General features: G+C 65.9%; 14 protein-coding genes. 3 read left to right on the top strand and 11 right to left on the bottom strand.

What is annotated here, in order from left to right; all coding sequences use genetic code 11:
• Positions 1–8: 8 nt before the first annotated feature.
• The 9 genes from AB4Z10_RS15245 to AB4Z10_RS15205 form a co-directional block, all read right to left on the bottom strand.
• Complete coding sequence (locus AB4Z10_RS15245) at positions 9–494, bottom strand: vWA domain-containing protein (protein ID WP_441471231.1); 486 nt, start codon at positions 492–494, stop codon at positions 9–11.
• A 2-nt stretch (positions 495–496) separates the two neighbouring features.
• On the bottom strand, positions 497–979 hold the full coding sequence (locus tag AB4Z10_RS15240; protein WP_441471230.1) for a DUF4381 domain-containing protein: 483 nt from the start codon (positions 977–979) through the stop codon (positions 497–499).
• Positions 976–1,977, bottom strand: a complete 1,002-nt coding sequence (locus AB4Z10_RS15235) for a DUF58 domain-containing protein (protein ID WP_441471229.1) — start codon at positions 1,975–1,977, stop codon at positions 976–978. Before AB4Z10_RS15235 ends, AB4Z10_RS15240 begins: the two co-directional genes overlap by 4 nt.
• Before the next feature lie 11 nt (positions 1,978–1,988).
• Entirely contained in the window at positions 1,989–2,972 is a 984-nt protein-coding gene (locus AB4Z10_RS15230) for an AAA family ATPase (RefSeq protein ID WP_441471228.1), read from the bottom strand.
• A 202-nt stretch (positions 2,973–3,174) separates the two neighbouring features.
• Positions 3,175–3,441, bottom strand: coding sequence for a hypothetical protein (locus AB4Z10_RS15225; protein ID WP_441471227.1), 267 nt, complete (start codon positions 3,439–3,441; stop codon positions 3,175–3,177).
• A gap of 59 nt (positions 3,442–3,500) precedes the next feature.
• Positions 3,501–4,460, bottom strand: coding sequence for a formylglycine-generating enzyme family protein (locus AB4Z10_RS15220; RefSeq protein ID WP_441471226.1), 960 nt, complete (start codon positions 4,458–4,460; stop codon positions 3,501–3,503).
• The gene (locus AB4Z10_RS15215; RefSeq protein ID WP_441471225.1) at positions 4,453–5,370 is read right to left on the bottom strand and encodes a polyphosphate kinase 2 family protein; all 918 of its coding nucleotides are present in this window, start codon (positions 5,368–5,370) and stop codon (positions 4,453–4,455) included. Before AB4Z10_RS15215 ends, AB4Z10_RS15220 begins: the two co-directional genes overlap by 8 nt.
• A gap of 171 nt (positions 5,371–5,541) precedes the next feature.
• A complete protein-coding gene (locus AB4Z10_RS15210) occupies positions 5,542–7,137 on the bottom strand; it encodes an arylsulfatase (protein WP_441471224.1) in 1,596 nt (531 codons plus the stop codon).
• A gap of 112 nt (positions 7,138–7,249) precedes the next feature.
• A complete protein-coding gene (locus AB4Z10_RS15205; protein WP_441471223.1) occupies positions 7,250–8,308 on the bottom strand; it encodes a hypothetical protein in 1,059 nt (352 codons plus the stop codon).
• 322 nt (positions 8,309–8,630) lie between these two features.
• Between AB4Z10_RS15205 and AB4Z10_RS15200 the strand changes: the two genes are divergently transcribed.
• The 3 genes from AB4Z10_RS15200 (at position 8,631) to AB4Z10_RS15190 (ending at position 11,971) form a co-directional block, all read left to right on the top strand.
• Positions 8,631–9,653 (top strand): SphA family protein, encoded by a 1,023-nt coding sequence (locus tag AB4Z10_RS15200; protein ID WP_441471222.1) that lies wholly within the window; start codon positions 8,631–8,633, stop codon positions 9,651–9,653.
• A gap of 141 nt (positions 9,654–9,794) precedes the next feature.
• Positions 9,795–10,268, top strand: coding sequence for a Cys-tRNA(Pro) deacylase (ybaK, locus tag AB4Z10_RS15195; RefSeq protein WP_441471221.1), 474 nt, complete (start codon positions 9,795–9,797; stop codon positions 10,266–10,268).
• A gap of 80 nt (positions 10,269–10,348) precedes the next feature.
• Positions 10,349–11,971: an ABC-F family ATP-binding cassette domain-containing protein gene (locus AB4Z10_RS15190; RefSeq protein WP_441471220.1), complete on the top strand. Its 1,623-nt coding sequence runs from the start codon at positions 10,349–10,351 to the stop codon at positions 11,969–11,971.
• Positions 11,972–12,099: 128 nt separating this feature from the next.
• Here AB4Z10_RS15190 and AB4Z10_RS15185 read toward each other — a convergent pair whose 3' ends face one another.
• Both AB4Z10_RS15185 and AB4Z10_RS15180 read right to left on the bottom strand, forming a co-directional pair.
• Positions 12,100–13,029: a glutaminase gene (locus AB4Z10_RS15185; RefSeq protein WP_441471219.1), complete on the bottom strand. Its 930-nt coding sequence runs from the start codon at positions 13,027–13,029 to the stop codon at positions 12,100–12,102.
• A gap of 81 nt (positions 13,030–13,110) precedes the next feature.
• Positions 13,111–14,301 carry a GGDEF domain-containing protein gene (locus AB4Z10_RS15180; RefSeq protein ID WP_441471218.1) on the bottom strand — a complete coding sequence of 397 codons (1,191 nt, stop codon included), beginning with the start codon at positions 14,299–14,301 and terminating at the stop codon, positions 13,111–13,113.
• Positions 14,302–14,384: the final 83 nt, after the last annotated feature.

The following is a 14,384-nucleotide window of genomic DNA, read 5'->3' as shown; positions in this document are numbered from 1 at the left end:
GCGCGGCACTATTCCAGATCCGTGGTGAAGGGCACGAGCGCGAAGGGCGCATCGCCGAAGACGACCACGCCGACACGATCGCCCTTGCGGCGCGAAAGAAAATCGTCGAGCACCTGTTTCACCGCGGTGAGCCGATCGACGGTCTTGCCGGTAGCGTCGACGAAATCCCTGGTATCCATCGAACCGGAGAGATCGACCAGGACGAGCAGGTCGCGGGTCGGCACCTCGCGGTGCAGAGGCGGCTCGATCCATTGCGGCCGTGCGAGCGCGGCAAGCGTCAAAAGCCAGGCCAATGTCAGCAACAGCAGGCGCCCGAGATGGCGCCGCGCGACCACGCCCCCGGAATAGGGCCTTTCCCCGCTCAACCTGGCCAAGCGCTCGAAGAAGGGCACCCGCAGACCAGCGCGTCGCTCGGCATGGGCGGGCAGTGCGAACCAGACGAGCAGCGGCAGCGGCGCGAGCAATCCGACCCAGGGATAGGCGAAGGAGAGCATCGTCACCTCCGTCCTGAGACACGGCCGTGCTGGCCTTGCAACCAGGCCCTGGCTTCGGCGAGCAGCGCCGCGCGATCCTGCGCAGGCGCGCCTTCATTCGCTGCGAACACAGCGTCCGGACGGGCGACAAACCGGTCAAGCGGCATGCCTGCCGGCGCCGTCTCCCGAAGGAAGGTCGCCCAGGACGAGCCGGTCAGGGAGGCCACGCGCTCCCGGCCATAGGCGACCATCGCCGCGCGCTTGAGCACGGCCGAAACAGCGCCGGCCGCATCGCCGCCTTGCGCCGCCGCATCGATTTCGGCGGCGGCGCGACGCAGATAGGCGTCGGCGCGATAGCGCCGCAGGGCACGCCAGCCAGCCACGGCCAGCGCCGCGACCACCGCGCCTCCCACGATCCAGACGCCCGCGGCCGGCGGCCAGAAGGAGATCGCCGGCGGCAATGCCAGATCGGCCAGATTGGCGAGGTCGCCGGGATCGGCGCTCATGGCGCCCTCCCGCCGGCATTGGCGGACTTCTGCGCCTGCCGCCGGCCGATCAGCTCGCGCATCTGCTCGGCCACGTCGCGATCAGGCGAGATCGGCAGCACCGGGATGGCGCGGCTGCGGGAGAGTTCGGCAAGACGCGCCCGCCACTCGACCCGCTCATCGCGGAATCGCCGACGCAGGGCCCCTCCCGAGGCGTCGACCTCGATCTGCGCCTGTCCCGAGCTGAAGGTCGCGCGCCCGACATCCGGAAGATCCTGCTCCAGCGGGTCCTGGATGAAGACGGCCAGGACATCGTTATGGGCACACAGGCGGGTCACCAGCCGCCGGGTTTCGTCATTCTCGCCGTCGAGATCGGAGATGATGCAGATCAGCCCGTCATGCGCCGCCATGCGCGCCGCCGCAGCGAGGGCCTCGTTGAGCCGGCCATGTCCTTGAGCGGAGAAAGACGCGTGTTCGAGCGCAGCGTTCTGCCGGGCAACCTCGCTGAGGACACGTACGGCACCCAGGTCGCGGGCCCGGGGCTTCACGGTCACGACCTCGTCGTCACCGAAGACGACCGCCCCGACGCGATCGCCGAGCGAGGTGACACGCCAGGCCGCAAGCGCCGCGGCCTCGGCGGCGGCGACCGACTTCATCGCACGCCTGCTGCCGAAGAACATCGTGCTGCGCTGATCGACAAGCAGGATGACCGGGCGGTCGCGCTCCTCGGAATAGACGCGCACATGCGGGCTGCCGAGCCGCGCGGTGGCGAGCCAGTCGATGGTGCGGGTGTCGTCGCCCTCGCAATAGTGCCGCAGTTCCTCGAAATTCAGGCCCCGCCCGCGCAGGCGCGAGGCATGGCGCCCAGCGAGCAGGCTATGCACGGGCTGGCGCGGCAGGAAGCTGAAACCACGCGCGCGGTGCTTGAGGCGCAGCAGGTCGTCGAGCGTGGCGAAGGCGCGGGCTCCCGCGGCCGGAGCCGGCCCTCCCGTCCTCGCCCTCTCCCGCATCAACGCCATGACGCGCCTCGCTACGCCGCAACAGCGACCTGTTTGATCACCTCGTCCAACACCGCATCGGGACTGACGCCTTCGGCGCCCGCCTCGTAGCCGAGCGAAATCCGGTGCCGCAGGCAGTCATGCGCCACGGCCTGCACATCCTCCGGCGTGACGTAGTCGCGCCCCCGCAGCCAGGCAAAGGTCCGCGAGCACTTGTCGAGCGCGAGCGTGCCGCGCGGACTGGCGCCGACCGCGATCCAGTTCTTGAGGTGGTCGCCATATTCGGCGGGCCGCCGCGTCGCTGCGATGAGCGCGACCATATAGGCCTCCACGACATCCTTCGTCGTCACCCGGTCGATCTCGGCGCGGGCATCGAAGATCGCCTGCTGCGGGATCGACGCGGGTGTCACCGGCGGCTTCGCGTTCGCGGCGGCGTTCTCGGAACGCACGAGCCGCATCACCTTCACCTCGTCCGCATCGGAGGGGTAGTCGATGCGGACATGCATCAGGAATCGGTCCATCTGCGCCTCGGGCAGCGGATAGGTGCCCTCCTGCTCGATCGGATTCTGCGTGGCGAGAACCATGAAGAGCGGCGGCAGATCGTAACGCTTGCCGGCCACTGTGACGTGGCGCTCCTCCATCGCCTCGAGCAAGGCCGACTGCACCTTGGGCGGGGCTCGGTTGATCTCGTCGGCGAGGACGAGATTGCCGAAGACCGGGCCCTTGCGGAATTGGAACTGTCCATCGGCGCGCAGGATCTCGCCGCCGGTTACGTCAGAGGGGAGCAGATCCGGTGTGAACTGGATGCGGCTGAAGTCGGATTCGAGATTCGCCGAGAGACTCTTGATCGCCCGCGTCTTGGCGAGGCCCGGCAGTCCTTCGAGCAGGACATTGCCATTGGCCAGCAGCGCGACGACGATGCGCTCGACCACCCGCTCCTGCCCGATGATGTCCGCATTCATACGGCTCTGCAGGTCATTCACGGCATCGCGCGCGGTCCGCCCGGCTCCATCCATGCCCGATCCCTCAGCTGCACCCTGGATCGGACTGTGGCGAAAGCCGAGCCCAAGTCAGCTGCGTAACCGTTACGGCGGCAGGATGGCGATCACGCCCGCGATATGACGCGGAGAGGCCCTGCGCGGCCTCATCCGGCGCCGTCAAGCGTGTAACCGTAAATGCCGGCTCGGGACGCAAGGTCCGAGCCGGCATTTGTCGGTCTCACGGAATCTTGGGAACGAGATCGTTGCCGAAGCTGTCCGTCTGGCGCGCGAAGCTGTTGCTGCCGGCCTGGATATAGGCAGGTCCGCCAGAGCGCGCCGGGACCGGACCAGGATCAAGATAGCTGCGCTGCGGAGGCACCGACGTCACACTGATCTGCGGCTCCGGCGACGAAGCAGCCTCCTGGGTCGTGCAGGCACCCAGCATGGCGGCGGGGATCATGAGCGTAAGCAAGGCGGCGAAGCGGATTCTGCTGGTGTCGATCATTCGGATCCTCGGCCTCAGCCGTCCTTATGTTGCGTAGTTGCAGTGCATCTCTAGAGGGATCAGCGCTCGCGGACAACGCAACGAAAGCCGACATGGCTGGTGGACGTATCGATCGGCTCGGCGTGACGTGCCGCCGGCCGATAGCGCCGGCAATAATTCGGCGCGCAGAGATGCGAGCCGCCCTTCAGGACCTTGCGCGGGATGCGGACGGCGGGCTGGCGCGGATCGTAGCTTTCGGCTTCCGGGCCGCCGCGCGGGTTCTGCGGCACGCAGCAGGCCTTCGGCGCGTCTCCCTGGTGACGCACAGACCAGAAATCGGCTGTCCACTCCCAGACATTGCCGATCATGTCGTAGAGACCATAGCCGTTCGGCGGGAAGGCTCCGACAGGCGAGGTACGAGCCCAGCCGTCCTCCTTAGTGTTCTCGAACGGGAAGTTCCCCTGCCAGACATTGGCCATGTGCCGGCCATCCGGCATGAGCTCGTCGCCCCAGGCGAATTCAGAGTCCTCGCGGCCGCCCCAGGCGGCGAATTCCCATTCCGCCTCGGTCGGCAGCGCCTTGCCGGCCCAGGCCGCATAGGCCTCGGCATCGCGATAGGCGACATGGACGACGGGGTGATCGTCCAGCCCCTTGAGCGACGAGCCGGCGCCATAGGGCTTGCGCCAGGTCGCGCCGAACTTGAAGGTCCACCATTGCGACCAGTCACGCAGATCGACGGGATGCGAAGGCGGGTCGAACATCAGCGACCCCGCCCGCAGCATGTGCGGGAGCGCGCCGGGGTAATCCTTCGGATCCGGCGCGATCTCGGCAAAGGTGACATGGCCCGTCGCCGCGACGAACGCCCGGAACTGCCGGTTCGTCACCGGGGTCGCATCGATCCAGAAGGGCGCGACGCCGACCCGGAGGCTCGGCGCCTCCTCGGCATAGTGATCGTCCGAGCCCATCCGGAACAGGCCGCCGGGGAGATGCACCATTCCATCCGTCCCGGCGCGGGCTTCGATATCCGCGGCATCAGCCATGGTCCCGGTCTCCCTTGCCGTTCTTGCGCTCGCCATCGTCGACAAGCTGCTTGCGCGCCTTCGCCATCGCCTTGCGCAGATCATCGTCGACGGGTGGAAAGCGCGGATCGAGCCGCTCGAGGGCTTCCACGATCGCTGCCGCCACGACGAGCCGCGTGAACCATTTATTGTCGGCCGGCACGACATGCCAGGGTGCCGACTTTGTCGCGGTGGCGGCGATCGCAGCCTGATAGGCTCGCTGGTAATCGTCCCAATGCTCGCGCTCGACGATATCGTTCAGATCGAACTTCCAGTGCTTGTCGGGCTCGTCGATGCGCGCGAGCAACCGACGTTTCTGCTCCTCCCGGGAGAGGTTCAGGAAGAACTTCAGCACCACGGTGCCGTTACGCCCGAGATGTTTCTCGAAGTCGCGAATGCTCTCGAAGCGCTTCGTCCAGAGCTCTTCGCCGACAGGCTCGGGCGGCAGGTTCTGCTTGCGCAGCAGTTCCTCATGGACGCGCACGACCAGCACCTCCTCGTAATAGGAGCGGTTGAAGATGCCGATTTCGCCACGCTCCGGTAGCTTGCAGTTCGCCCGCCACAGGAAGTCGTGGCGAAGCTCCGCCAGGCTCGGAGCCTTGAAGGAATGCACGATGCAGCCCTGCGGGTTCACACCGGACATGACATGCTTGATCGTGCTGTCCTTGCCTGCAGTGTCGATCGCCTGCAGCACGATCAGGATCGACCAGCGTCGCTCGGCGTAGAGGCGCTCCTGGAGGTCGTGCAGGCGCTTGACGCCGGCCTGAAGCAGCTCCCTCGCCTCTTGTTTCTCGATGTCGAGACCGCAGGTTTCGGCCGGGTCGAACTGCTTGAGCCGGAAGCTGTCGCCATCGGCGACCCGGAAACGCGCGATGATGTCATCCGGCCGCATCGCCAACCCTTTCTCGCGAAGATCGGCCGCGCAGGCAGCACCGCGGCATTCTACTACACTTCTCCTGCTTGGATCGCATGGCGCTCCAAGAAGGCGCAATCGCCATTTGCGACGACGGCGCCTCCTGCTCCGGCTGGGGAGCCCGCTTTCGCGGACTCCCTCGTTCGGCCGCTACTTGGAGGCGCCGGCCCGGTCCAGATTGCGCATGAGAGAATCGATCATCTGGTCGACGCTGAAGCTCGCCGGACGCTGGCTCGGCGGATACTCCTTGAAGGTCTGCAGGAACGGCGCAACCTTCCAGACGCCGTACTGGACCAGATAGGCGTTCTTGGCGAGCCAGTCGTAATACTGATCCGAGACGCTATCCGCCCGCTCCATCGGGTCCATGCGCAAATTGAAGATCTTCGGCACACGCAGGCAGGTGAAGGGATTCGCCCAGACCAGCAGTCCGCCGGGAGCACGCTGTTCGCAGAACACGATCTTCCAGTCGTTGTAACGATAGGAGACGAGCTCGCCGTCGTCGTTGAAGTAGAAGAACTCGTTGCGGGCCGATTTTGGCTGCTGGCCGGTCAGGTATGGCAGCTGGTTGTAGCCATCGAGATGCACCTTGGCCTGCTGGTTGCCCAGCGTCGTGCCCTTGGCGAGCTTGTCCTTGATATCAGCATCGCCGGCCGCGGCGACCAGCGTCGGGAACCAGTCAAGGCCGGAGACCATCTCGTTCGAGACCTCGCCCGCCTTGATCTTGCCGGGCCAGCGGATCATTGCCGGCACGCGGAAGGCTCCTTCCCAGTTCGTGTCCTTCTCCGAACGGAACTGCGTGGTCGCCGCGTCGGGCCACGACCATTGGTTCGGGCCGTTGTCGGTGGTGTAGATCACGATGGTGTTGTTCGCGATGCCGAGATCGTCGAGCGATTTCAGGAGCTTGCCGACATCCTCGTCATGCTCGAGCATGCCATCGGCGTAATCGTTGCCCGGCATGCCGCTGCGGCCCTTCATCGACTCGCGGACATGGGTAAAGGCATGCATCCGCGTGGTGTTCATCCAGGTGAAGAAGGGCTTCTGCGCCTTCACCTGCCGCTGCATGAAGTCGATTGCGGCCGCGGTGGTCTCGTCGTCGATCGTCTCCATCCGTTTGGCGGTCAGCGGCCCGGTGTCTTCGATCTTGCCGTCGGCCGAGGTCTTGAGCACGCCGCGCGGTGAATTGGATTTGACGAAGTTGGTGTCGTTCTTCGGATAATAGGGACGTTCCGGCTCTTCCTCGGCATTGAGATGGTAGAGATTGCCGAAGAATTCGTCGAAACCGTGCCGGGTCGGCAGATATTCGTCGCGATCGCCGAGATGATTCTTGCCGAACTGGCCGGTAGCATAGCCGAGAGGCTTCAGCGCCTGGGCTATGGTGACATCACGGTCCTGCAACCCGACAGCCGCGCCGGGGATGCCGACCTTGCAAAGCCCGGTCCGCAGGCAGACCTGCCCGGTGATGAAAGTGGAGCGGCCGGCCGTGCAGCTGTTCTCGGCGTAGTAGTCGGTGAACATCGTGCCTTCTTTGGCGATGCGATCGATGTTCGGTGTCCGATAGCCAACGAGCCCGTGGGAATAGGCGCTGATATTGCTCTGCCCGACATCGTCGCCGAAGATGACGAGAATGTTGGGCCGGGCCGGCGCCGAGGCCGGGGCAGGCTGCTGGGCCTTTACCGGCCCGGAAAAGCCCAGCACAGCGGCAAGCGCCGCCGCTGCCGCTGCGGCCAGGAATTTTTGGCGTTCCATGAAATGCTCCTGGTTTGGCATCGCAACCGTGGAGACATCGCTGACTCAGCGTTCGTCGCGCACGCGACAGAAAGCATCGCATGAGGCAATTTCGCGCTTAAGCTTGTAACGGTTACGGCCTCGCGCCGGCGCGAGCGCGCCGACGCAGGCCGATGGCGGCAGAGATCGCGCTCGTCGCATCGGCGGCCAGATCGTCGATGCGCTCATAGCCGCCCGTGTTCGCGACCATGTAGTCCCGGAAGCTAGTGGCCAGGATTTCGCCCGTGCTGAGATCACCCAGGCGCCACGCGTAGCGCATCGCGGCATCGACGGGACGGACGGCGATATCGAGCGAGAACGCCTCGTGCGGCTTGCAGTAGATGGCCTTGATCGCATCGGCCGCAGCCCGGCGCTCATATGGCGGCACGATCCGGATGATGAAAGACGCCCTCTGCAGCATCACGGCGAGCCCATCGACGAAGAGCTCGGCGCGCGCCGCCATGTCTTCGTTCCCACGCCCGGTGTGATCTTGCAGGATCACCTGCGCGGCGAATGACGAGGTGCCGGCCATGCTCTCGCCGAGGCCATCAGCCGCTTCCGCACCACAGGCGTGGGAAACCCAGGCGAAAGCCGGGACATAGCTGCCCTTGGGAAGCGAAATCCTGACCGTCGCATCAGACCCCGCCTGCTCATAGTAAGATGCCAGGGCCGCTCTCAAGCGGGTCGCCTCGATCCTGACGATCGGATCCGTCGTCGGATCAAAGGCTTCATCGCGGCCGAAAACATCGACGCCGATCGTATAGGCCTTGATGCGGTCCGCCGAGCCTTTGACGGCCTGTGTCACGACGAATGACAGGAAACGTCGGTTGCGTTCGGAGAGACGCAGCTCGTCGGAGGTCAGCAATCGTTCGAGAGCTCCGATAACCCGATCGGAACCCGGCGGATCCCGCCCATCTTTCAAGCTTTCGCCCATCGCTTCGTCCCCGCCACTGGACTGAAACCACGCCGATATTTGCCGCGTGCAGTATGGCGCGCAGTCAATCCCGTCAGCAAGCCTGAATCCGCATGGCGCGCCAGCGATTATTCGAGACCTTAAGAAATCCGGTTCAAGATATCTTGCTCTGTCGCGGTCATCAAAGAACGATATTCCTGGGCTCGTTCCAAGGCGGCGGGCGATGAGGACTTGTCCCAATAGGAAGCAGCGTCGCAGGCAACCTCATACGCCTCGCATAGTTCTGCGAACCGCGCATCGCTGTCGAACCGTGTCTTCAGCGCCGTGCGGTTCTGTGGCCACCGGAGCATCAGGCGAGCCAAACCGCGTCTTTGCGCCTTTTCCATCGGCCGCGCTTTCATCAGTCGAAAGGGCACCCGGCCATTGTGGCTCCGTTCATCGCTTTCTGACATCGTGTAACCGTAACAATGCCGGCCTTTGCAGCCAGCAACGGAAAGCCGCGCTCCTTGACGACACAAGCAAATCGGTCCAGCGTCGACGTCAAAGGGCAGGGAAATCGATCATGCGGCGCATTGGGACGGCCGTCTTCGCAGCAACGGCCTGCGTCGTCGCCAGTGCAGTTCCCGATACGGCGTTTGCCACCGAAGGCGGCACAAGCCTTTACGTCCCCGGTCTTCGTGGCCCGGGCGCCGGCATCGTCCCGCCGCCCGGATTCTACTTCGAGAACGATGTCTATTCGTATTCGGGGCGCCTCTCGGCGGGCCGGCAGACGCAGATCGGCGGCGCCGTCCTCGCCAATGTCAAGGTTGAGGCGCGGGTCGACTTCGCCACGCCGACCTGGGTGACGCCGCTCGAAATTCTCGGCGGCAATCTGGGCTTCGCCCTGACGCTGCCTTTCGGCCAGCCGCGCGTCAGTGCGGGCGCGCTGATCGCCGCTCCCCGCTCCGGCCGCGCCTTTGGTGCAAAACTGCGGGATTCGGCCTTCCTGTTCGGCGACCCCGTCGTCACCAGCTTCGTCGGCTGGCACGCCGGCAACTTCCATTGGCAGGTCGGCGGCGCGGTCAACATTCCATCGGGCACCTATCGCGCCGACTCGCTGTCCAACCTGTCGTTCAACCGCTGGATCGGCGATCTCTACGCCGCCGCGACCTGGCTCGATCCGAAGATCGGCCTCGACATCTCCGGTGCGGTCGGCTTCGAGATCAACGGCAAGAACGACGCTACCGACTACACGAGCGGCAATGCCGTGCATGTCGACGTCGCCGTCAGCCAATATCTCAGCAAGGAAATCTCGGTCGGAGCGCTGTTCGCTCACTATCAGCAGATCACCGGGGACAGCGGCTCGGGTGCCGTGCTCGGCCCCTACAAGGGCCGGGTCACCGCTGTCGGCGGGACGATCGGCTATTCCTTCGTCGTCGCCGGAACACCGGTCACGACCCGCCTCAAGATCCTGCGCGAGGTGAACGTCGAGAACCGGCCGCAGGGGACGATAGGCCTCCTGAGCGTCGCCTTCCCGCTCGGCCCTGTCGCGCAGGCGGCAGCACCTCCGGAGCCCGTGCCCGGCGCCCGCGTGGTGAAATACTGACCCGTCTCCGCCTGTCGATCTGCCAGAGACCGGCGTCCTGCCACGCTTTTCAGGCGATCGGTAAGGAGTTACTGAGCTTTCACGGCGAGAGGGTTCACGCTCCGCGCCGTTCTCGCCGACAGCCCCAGTATTCTCCGGACCATGGCCCAGACAACCCCAGCCACTCAGGCGTTGAAGCGCCTCGGCATCGGCTTCCAACTGCGCAGTTACACCTATGATCCGAATGCCGAGCGTGTCGGACTGCAGGCGGCCGAGGCGCTGGGCGAACCGGCAAGCCGCGTGCTCAAGACGCTGATCGCGCAGGTCGATGGCAAACCCGTCTGCATCGTGCTCGCCTCCGATCGCGAAGCCAGCATGAAGAAGGTCGCGGCGGCCTTCGGCGGCAAGTCGGCGGCGATGATGCCGGTGCCCGACGCCGAGCGGCTGACCGGCTACAAGGTCGGCGGGGTCAGCCCCTTCGGCCAGAAGCGCAAGCTACCGACGATCATCGACGAAGCGGCGTCGGGCGAGGCGCTTGTTTACGTCAATGGCGGGCAACGCGGCCTGCAGATCGCGCTGGCGCCGGCAGATCTGCTCAGCGCCGCCGGCGCCCGCAGCGCCCCGCTCTCAGCCTGATCGCGGCCTCACGCCGCCTTTCCCGCCGGCTCCCAATGGCTTAGTGGCACGGGGCACCGCTTCCCAAGGTTTCCACACGCATGATTCGTCTCGAAAACATCAGCAAGCAAAACGGAAAGCAGATCGTCTTCATCGAGGCGTCTGCCGGGCTCTTGAAGGGCGAGAAGGTCGGGCTCGTCGGTCCCAACGGCGCCGGCAAGACCACCCTGTTCCGGATGATCACCGGTGAGGAGGCGCCCGACGAAGGCGTGGTCTCGACCGATCGCGGCATCACCATCGGCTATTTCAGCCAGGATGTCGGCGAGATGGCCGGGCGCAGCGCCGTTGCTGAGGTTATGGATGGCGCAGGCCCCGTCAGCACGGTCGCGGCCGAGCTCGCCGAACTCGAAGCCGCCATGGTCGATCCCGAACGCGCCGACGAGATGGAGGATATCATCGCGCGCTACGGCGAGGTGCAGGGCCGCTTCGAGGAGCTCGACGGCTATGCGCTGGACGGCCGGGCGCGCGAGGTGCTCGCGGGCCTCGGCTTCAGCGAGGAGATGATGGAGGGCGATGTCGGCGGCCTCTCCGGCGGCTGGAAGATGCGCGTCGCGCTCGCCCGCATCCTGCTGATGCGCCCCGACGCGATGCTGCTCGACGAGCCCTCGAACCATCTCGACCTCGAAAGCCTGATCTGGCTGGAATCCTTCCTGAAGAACTATGACGGCGCCGTGCTGATGACCTCGCATGACCGCGAGTTCATGAACCGCATCGTCGGCAAGATCATCGAGATCGATGGCGGCGCGCTGACGAGCTATTCCGGCGATTACGAGTTCTACCAGCAGCAGCGCGCGCTGGCCGAGAAGCAGATGCAGGCGCAGTTCGAGCGCCAGCAGGCGATGCTGGCCAAGGAGATCGCCTTCATCGAGCGCTTCAAGGCGCGCGCCTCGCATGCGGCGCAGGTGCAGAGCCGGGTCAAGAAGCTGGACAAGATCGAGCGCGTCGAGCCGCCGCGGCGGCGCCAGAGCGTCGCCTTCGAGTTCCAGCCGGCGCCGCGCTCGGGCGACGACGTGGTCAGCCTCAAGAACGTCAACAAGGCCTATGGCAGCCGCAGCATCTATGACGGGCTGAACTTCCAGATCCAGCGCAAGGAACGCTGGTGCGTGCTTGGCGTCAACGGCGCCGGCAAGTCGACGCTACTGAAGCTCGTCACCGGCACCGCCGAGCCCGATACCGGCACGGTCAATATGGGCGCCAGCGTCAAGCTCGGCTATTTCGCCCAGCACGCCATGGAGGTGCTCGACGGCGAGCGCACCGTCTTCGAGGCGCTGGAAGATCGCTTCCCGCAGGCCGGGCAGGGCTCGCTCAGGTCGCTGGCCGGCTGCTTCGGGTTTTCGGGCGACGATGTCGAGAAGCGCTGCCGCGTGCTCTCGGGCGGCGAGAAGGCGCGGCTGGTCATGGCGATGATGCTCTACGATCCGCCGAATTTCCTGGTGCTGGACGAGCCGACCAACCACTTGGACATCGCGACCAAGGAGATGCTGATCACGGCGCTCTCGCAATATGAGGGCACGATGCTCTTCGTCAGCCACGACCGGCATTTCCTCGCCGCGCTCTCCAACCGCCTGCTGGAGCTGACGCCGGAAGGCGTCCACGCCTATGGCGGCGGCTATACAGAATACGTCGCCCGCACCGGGCAGGAAGCGCCGGGCCTGCGGAGCTAGGCGCGGGAAGCACACCGTCATTCTCGGGCGGAGCGAAGCGCAGACCCGAGAATCTCTTGCAGGAAGAGGCTCCCGAGCCTCCACGTCCCGAGATGCTCGGGTCAAGCCCGAGCATGACGAGCCTTCCCTCAACGCGCGAAAACCGACCAGCCGGTCGCCTCGGCCAGGCGCTCCAGCGCCAGCGTGCCGAGCAGCGAGTTGCCGTTGGCGTTGAGGCCGGGTGACCAGACCGCGATCGCGGCCTTGCCCGGCGCGACGGCGAGGATGCCGCCGCCGACGCCCGACTTGCCGGGCAGGCCGACGCGGAACGCGAAATCACCCGAAGCATCGTAGTGGCCGCAGGTCAGCATCAGCGCGTTGATGCGCCGCGCCCGCTGGGCCGAGACGACGCGCGAGCCGCCGGGCTCGTAGAGCCCGCCATGCATCAGGAAGCGCCCGGCCATGGCGAGCTGACGGCAGCTCATGGCAATAGCGCATTGATGGAAATAGACGCCGAGCGTCAGCTCCGGCGCATGGGTTACGTTGCCGAAGGCCTTCATGTAGTTGGCGAGCGCGATGTTGCGGAAGCCGGTCGCCTGCTCGGCCCGCGCCACCGCGTCGTCGATGACGATGGTATCGTCATCGGCCAGGTAGCGCACGAAGCGCAACAATTCGCCGATCGCGACACGGGGCTCGTGGCCGGCGAGATTGACGTCGGCGACGACGAGTGCGCCGGCGTTGATGAAGGGGTTCCGCGGCACGCCCTGCTCGCGCTCGAGCTGCACGATCGAGTTGAAGGGCGTGCCGGACGGTTCGCGCCCCACCCTGCGCCAGAGCGTGTCGCCGACCTTGCCGAGCGCCTGGGTCAGGGCGAAGACCTTGGAGACGCTCTGGATCGAGAAGGGCTCTTCGCTGTCGCCGGCGACGTGGGTCTGCCCATCCGCGGTCACGACGCAGAGCCCGAACTGACGCGGATCGATGCGGGCGAGCGGCGGGATATAGGTCGCGACCTCGCCGCGCTCGCTGGCGTCGCGCATCTCGTCGGCAATATCGCGGACGAGCCGCCCGATATCCGTCACGCCTGCAATCCCGGCTGTTGCGCGTGTCAGGCAAGCCCGAGCCGGGCCGGCGGGTCAAGCCCCGCCGGACCAGCAACCGGCCTATTGCAGCCGAAGCGTACCGCCGGACGAGGCGCCGCCGACCACCGGGCGCTGGGAGGCGATGATGCACAGCGACTTGCCGCGCGATTTCGCCTGGTACAGCGCAGCATCGGCCGCCGTCATCAGGCTGTTCATGTCGCGGCCATGCTCGGGAGCGAGCGCGATGCCCACCGAAGCACCGATATGGAGCTTGTGCCCGCTGTCGAGTTCGTAAGGCTCGGAGATCTCGCGCACAATCCGCTCGCCGAAGCGCTGGAGCTGAACCTGCTCGGTCTGCTCGGAGAGGACGACGAACTCGTCGCCGCCGATGCGCGCCGCGATGTCGGAAGCGCGGACGAGGCCACGCAGCCGCTCGGCCACGAGCTGGAGCAAGGCGTCTCCAGCCATATGGCCGTAGCTGTCATTGACGGCCTTGAAGCCATCGAGATCGAGATAGACCAGGGCAAGCCCCTTGGGAGGCGTCGCGTCGTCGAATCTCGCCGTAAACGCCTTCGCCAGCCCGGCCCGGTTGGACAGCCCCGTCAGCATGTCGTGTCGCGCATGGAAGGCGTTCTCACGTTCCGCCCGCATGGTCGAGATCAGCATCCCGTTCAGCTTGTAGGCGGCCATCGTCATGCTGAAGAGATAGAACGGGATCTGCATGAAGGTGATCAGCATCATCGGCTCGGACGCGAAGGGCGCCGCAAGCACGCAGGGCCCGAGCGTGAGCGCGATCATCACGCCGGCCATGCGCGGTGCGGCGAAATTCCGGAAGCAGATACCGCCCACCATCGCAGCGGCCGAGAGGCAGGCGAGCGTCGCCGCAACCCAGTCACCGCTCATCAGGCTCAGAAATGTGCCGGCTCCGATACCGGCCGCCCAGGCAACGCCGAGCAGGAGATAGATGTCAGTAGGCGTCGATTGGCCGCGCGCCGCGCGTTTGCGCGCCGCAAGCAGGACGCAGAGCCGCACGAAGCAGCAAACGATCTCGAACGCGCACCAGAGCGTGAAGGGCAAGGTCGGGATGCGCCAGGCGATCAGGAAGGACACCGCCAGCGAATTCATGACGCCGCCGGCGAAGATCGGCAGCGTTCCGAAGAGGCTTGCCACCAGCGCGACCCGAATATCGGGGGGGACATCCGGGCCAGCATCCGCAAGCCAGCGCGTCACGCGCCAGCGCGGCAGGCTGAAACGGAGGACTGGGGCACTCATCGGCTGATCCGGCTCCTCTGGCGAGCAGGCCAGCGGAGCACCCGGTCGCGAAGGTTGCCTAGCAGCGAGGTGTTACGATTAGG

It is taken from the genome of Allobosea sp. RAF48 (assembly GCF_052114025.1).
Lineage (GTDB): Bacteria > Pseudomonadota > Alphaproteobacteria > Rhizobiales > Beijerinckiaceae > Allobosea.
Note: the sequence above shows the minus strand (reverse complement) of the source record. Positions and strands in the feature narration are given on the sequence as shown.

What these genes read in the sequence shown, in the direction of transcription:
- AB4Z10_RS15245 (WP_441471231.1), bottom strand. Translation starts at nt 494, where the DNA reads ATGCTCTCCTTCGCCTATCCCTGGGTCGGATTGCTCGCGCCGCTGCCG.
- AB4Z10_RS15240 (WP_441471230.1), bottom strand. Translation starts at nt 979, where the DNA reads ATGAGCGCCGATCCCGGCGACCTCGCCAATCTGGCCGATCTGGCATTG.
- AB4Z10_RS15235 (WP_441471229.1), bottom strand. Translation starts at nt 1,977, where the DNA reads ATGGCGTTGATGCGGGAGAGGGCGAGGACGGGAGGGCCGGCTCCGGCC.
- AB4Z10_RS15230 (WP_441471228.1), bottom strand. Translation starts at nt 2,972, where the DNA reads ATGGATGGAGCCGGGCGGACCGCGCGCGATGCCGTGAATGACCTGCAG.
- AB4Z10_RS15225 (WP_441471227.1), bottom strand. Translation starts at nt 3,441, where the DNA reads ATGATCGACACCAGCAGAATCCGCTTCGCCGCCTTGCTTACGCTCATG.
- AB4Z10_RS15220 (WP_441471226.1), bottom strand. Translation starts at nt 4,460, where the DNA reads ATGGCTGATGCCGCGGATATCGAAGCCCGCGCCGGGACGGATGGAATG.
- AB4Z10_RS15215 (WP_441471225.1), bottom strand. Translation starts at nt 5,370, where the DNA reads ATGCGGCCGGATGACATCATCGCGCGTTTCCGGGTCGCCGATGGCGAC.
- AB4Z10_RS15210 (WP_441471224.1), bottom strand. Translation starts at nt 7,137, where the DNA reads ATGGAACGCCAAAAATTCCTGGCCGCAGCGGCAGCGGCGGCGCTTGCC.
- AB4Z10_RS15200 (WP_441471222.1), top strand. Translation starts at nt 8,631, where the DNA reads ATGCGGCGCATTGGGACGGCCGTCTTCGCAGCAACGGCCTGCGTCGTC.
- ybaK (WP_441471221.1), top strand. Translation starts at nt 9,795, where the DNA reads ATGGCCCAGACAACCCCAGCCACTCAGGCGTTGAAGCGCCTCGGCATC.
- AB4Z10_RS15190 (WP_441471220.1), top strand. Translation starts at nt 10,349, where the DNA reads ATGATTCGTCTCGAAAACATCAGCAAGCAAAACGGAAAGCAGATCGTC.
- AB4Z10_RS15180 (WP_441471218.1), bottom strand. Translation starts at nt 14,301, where the DNA reads ATGAGTGCCCCAGTCCTCCGTTTCAGCCTGCCGCGCTGGCGCGTGACG.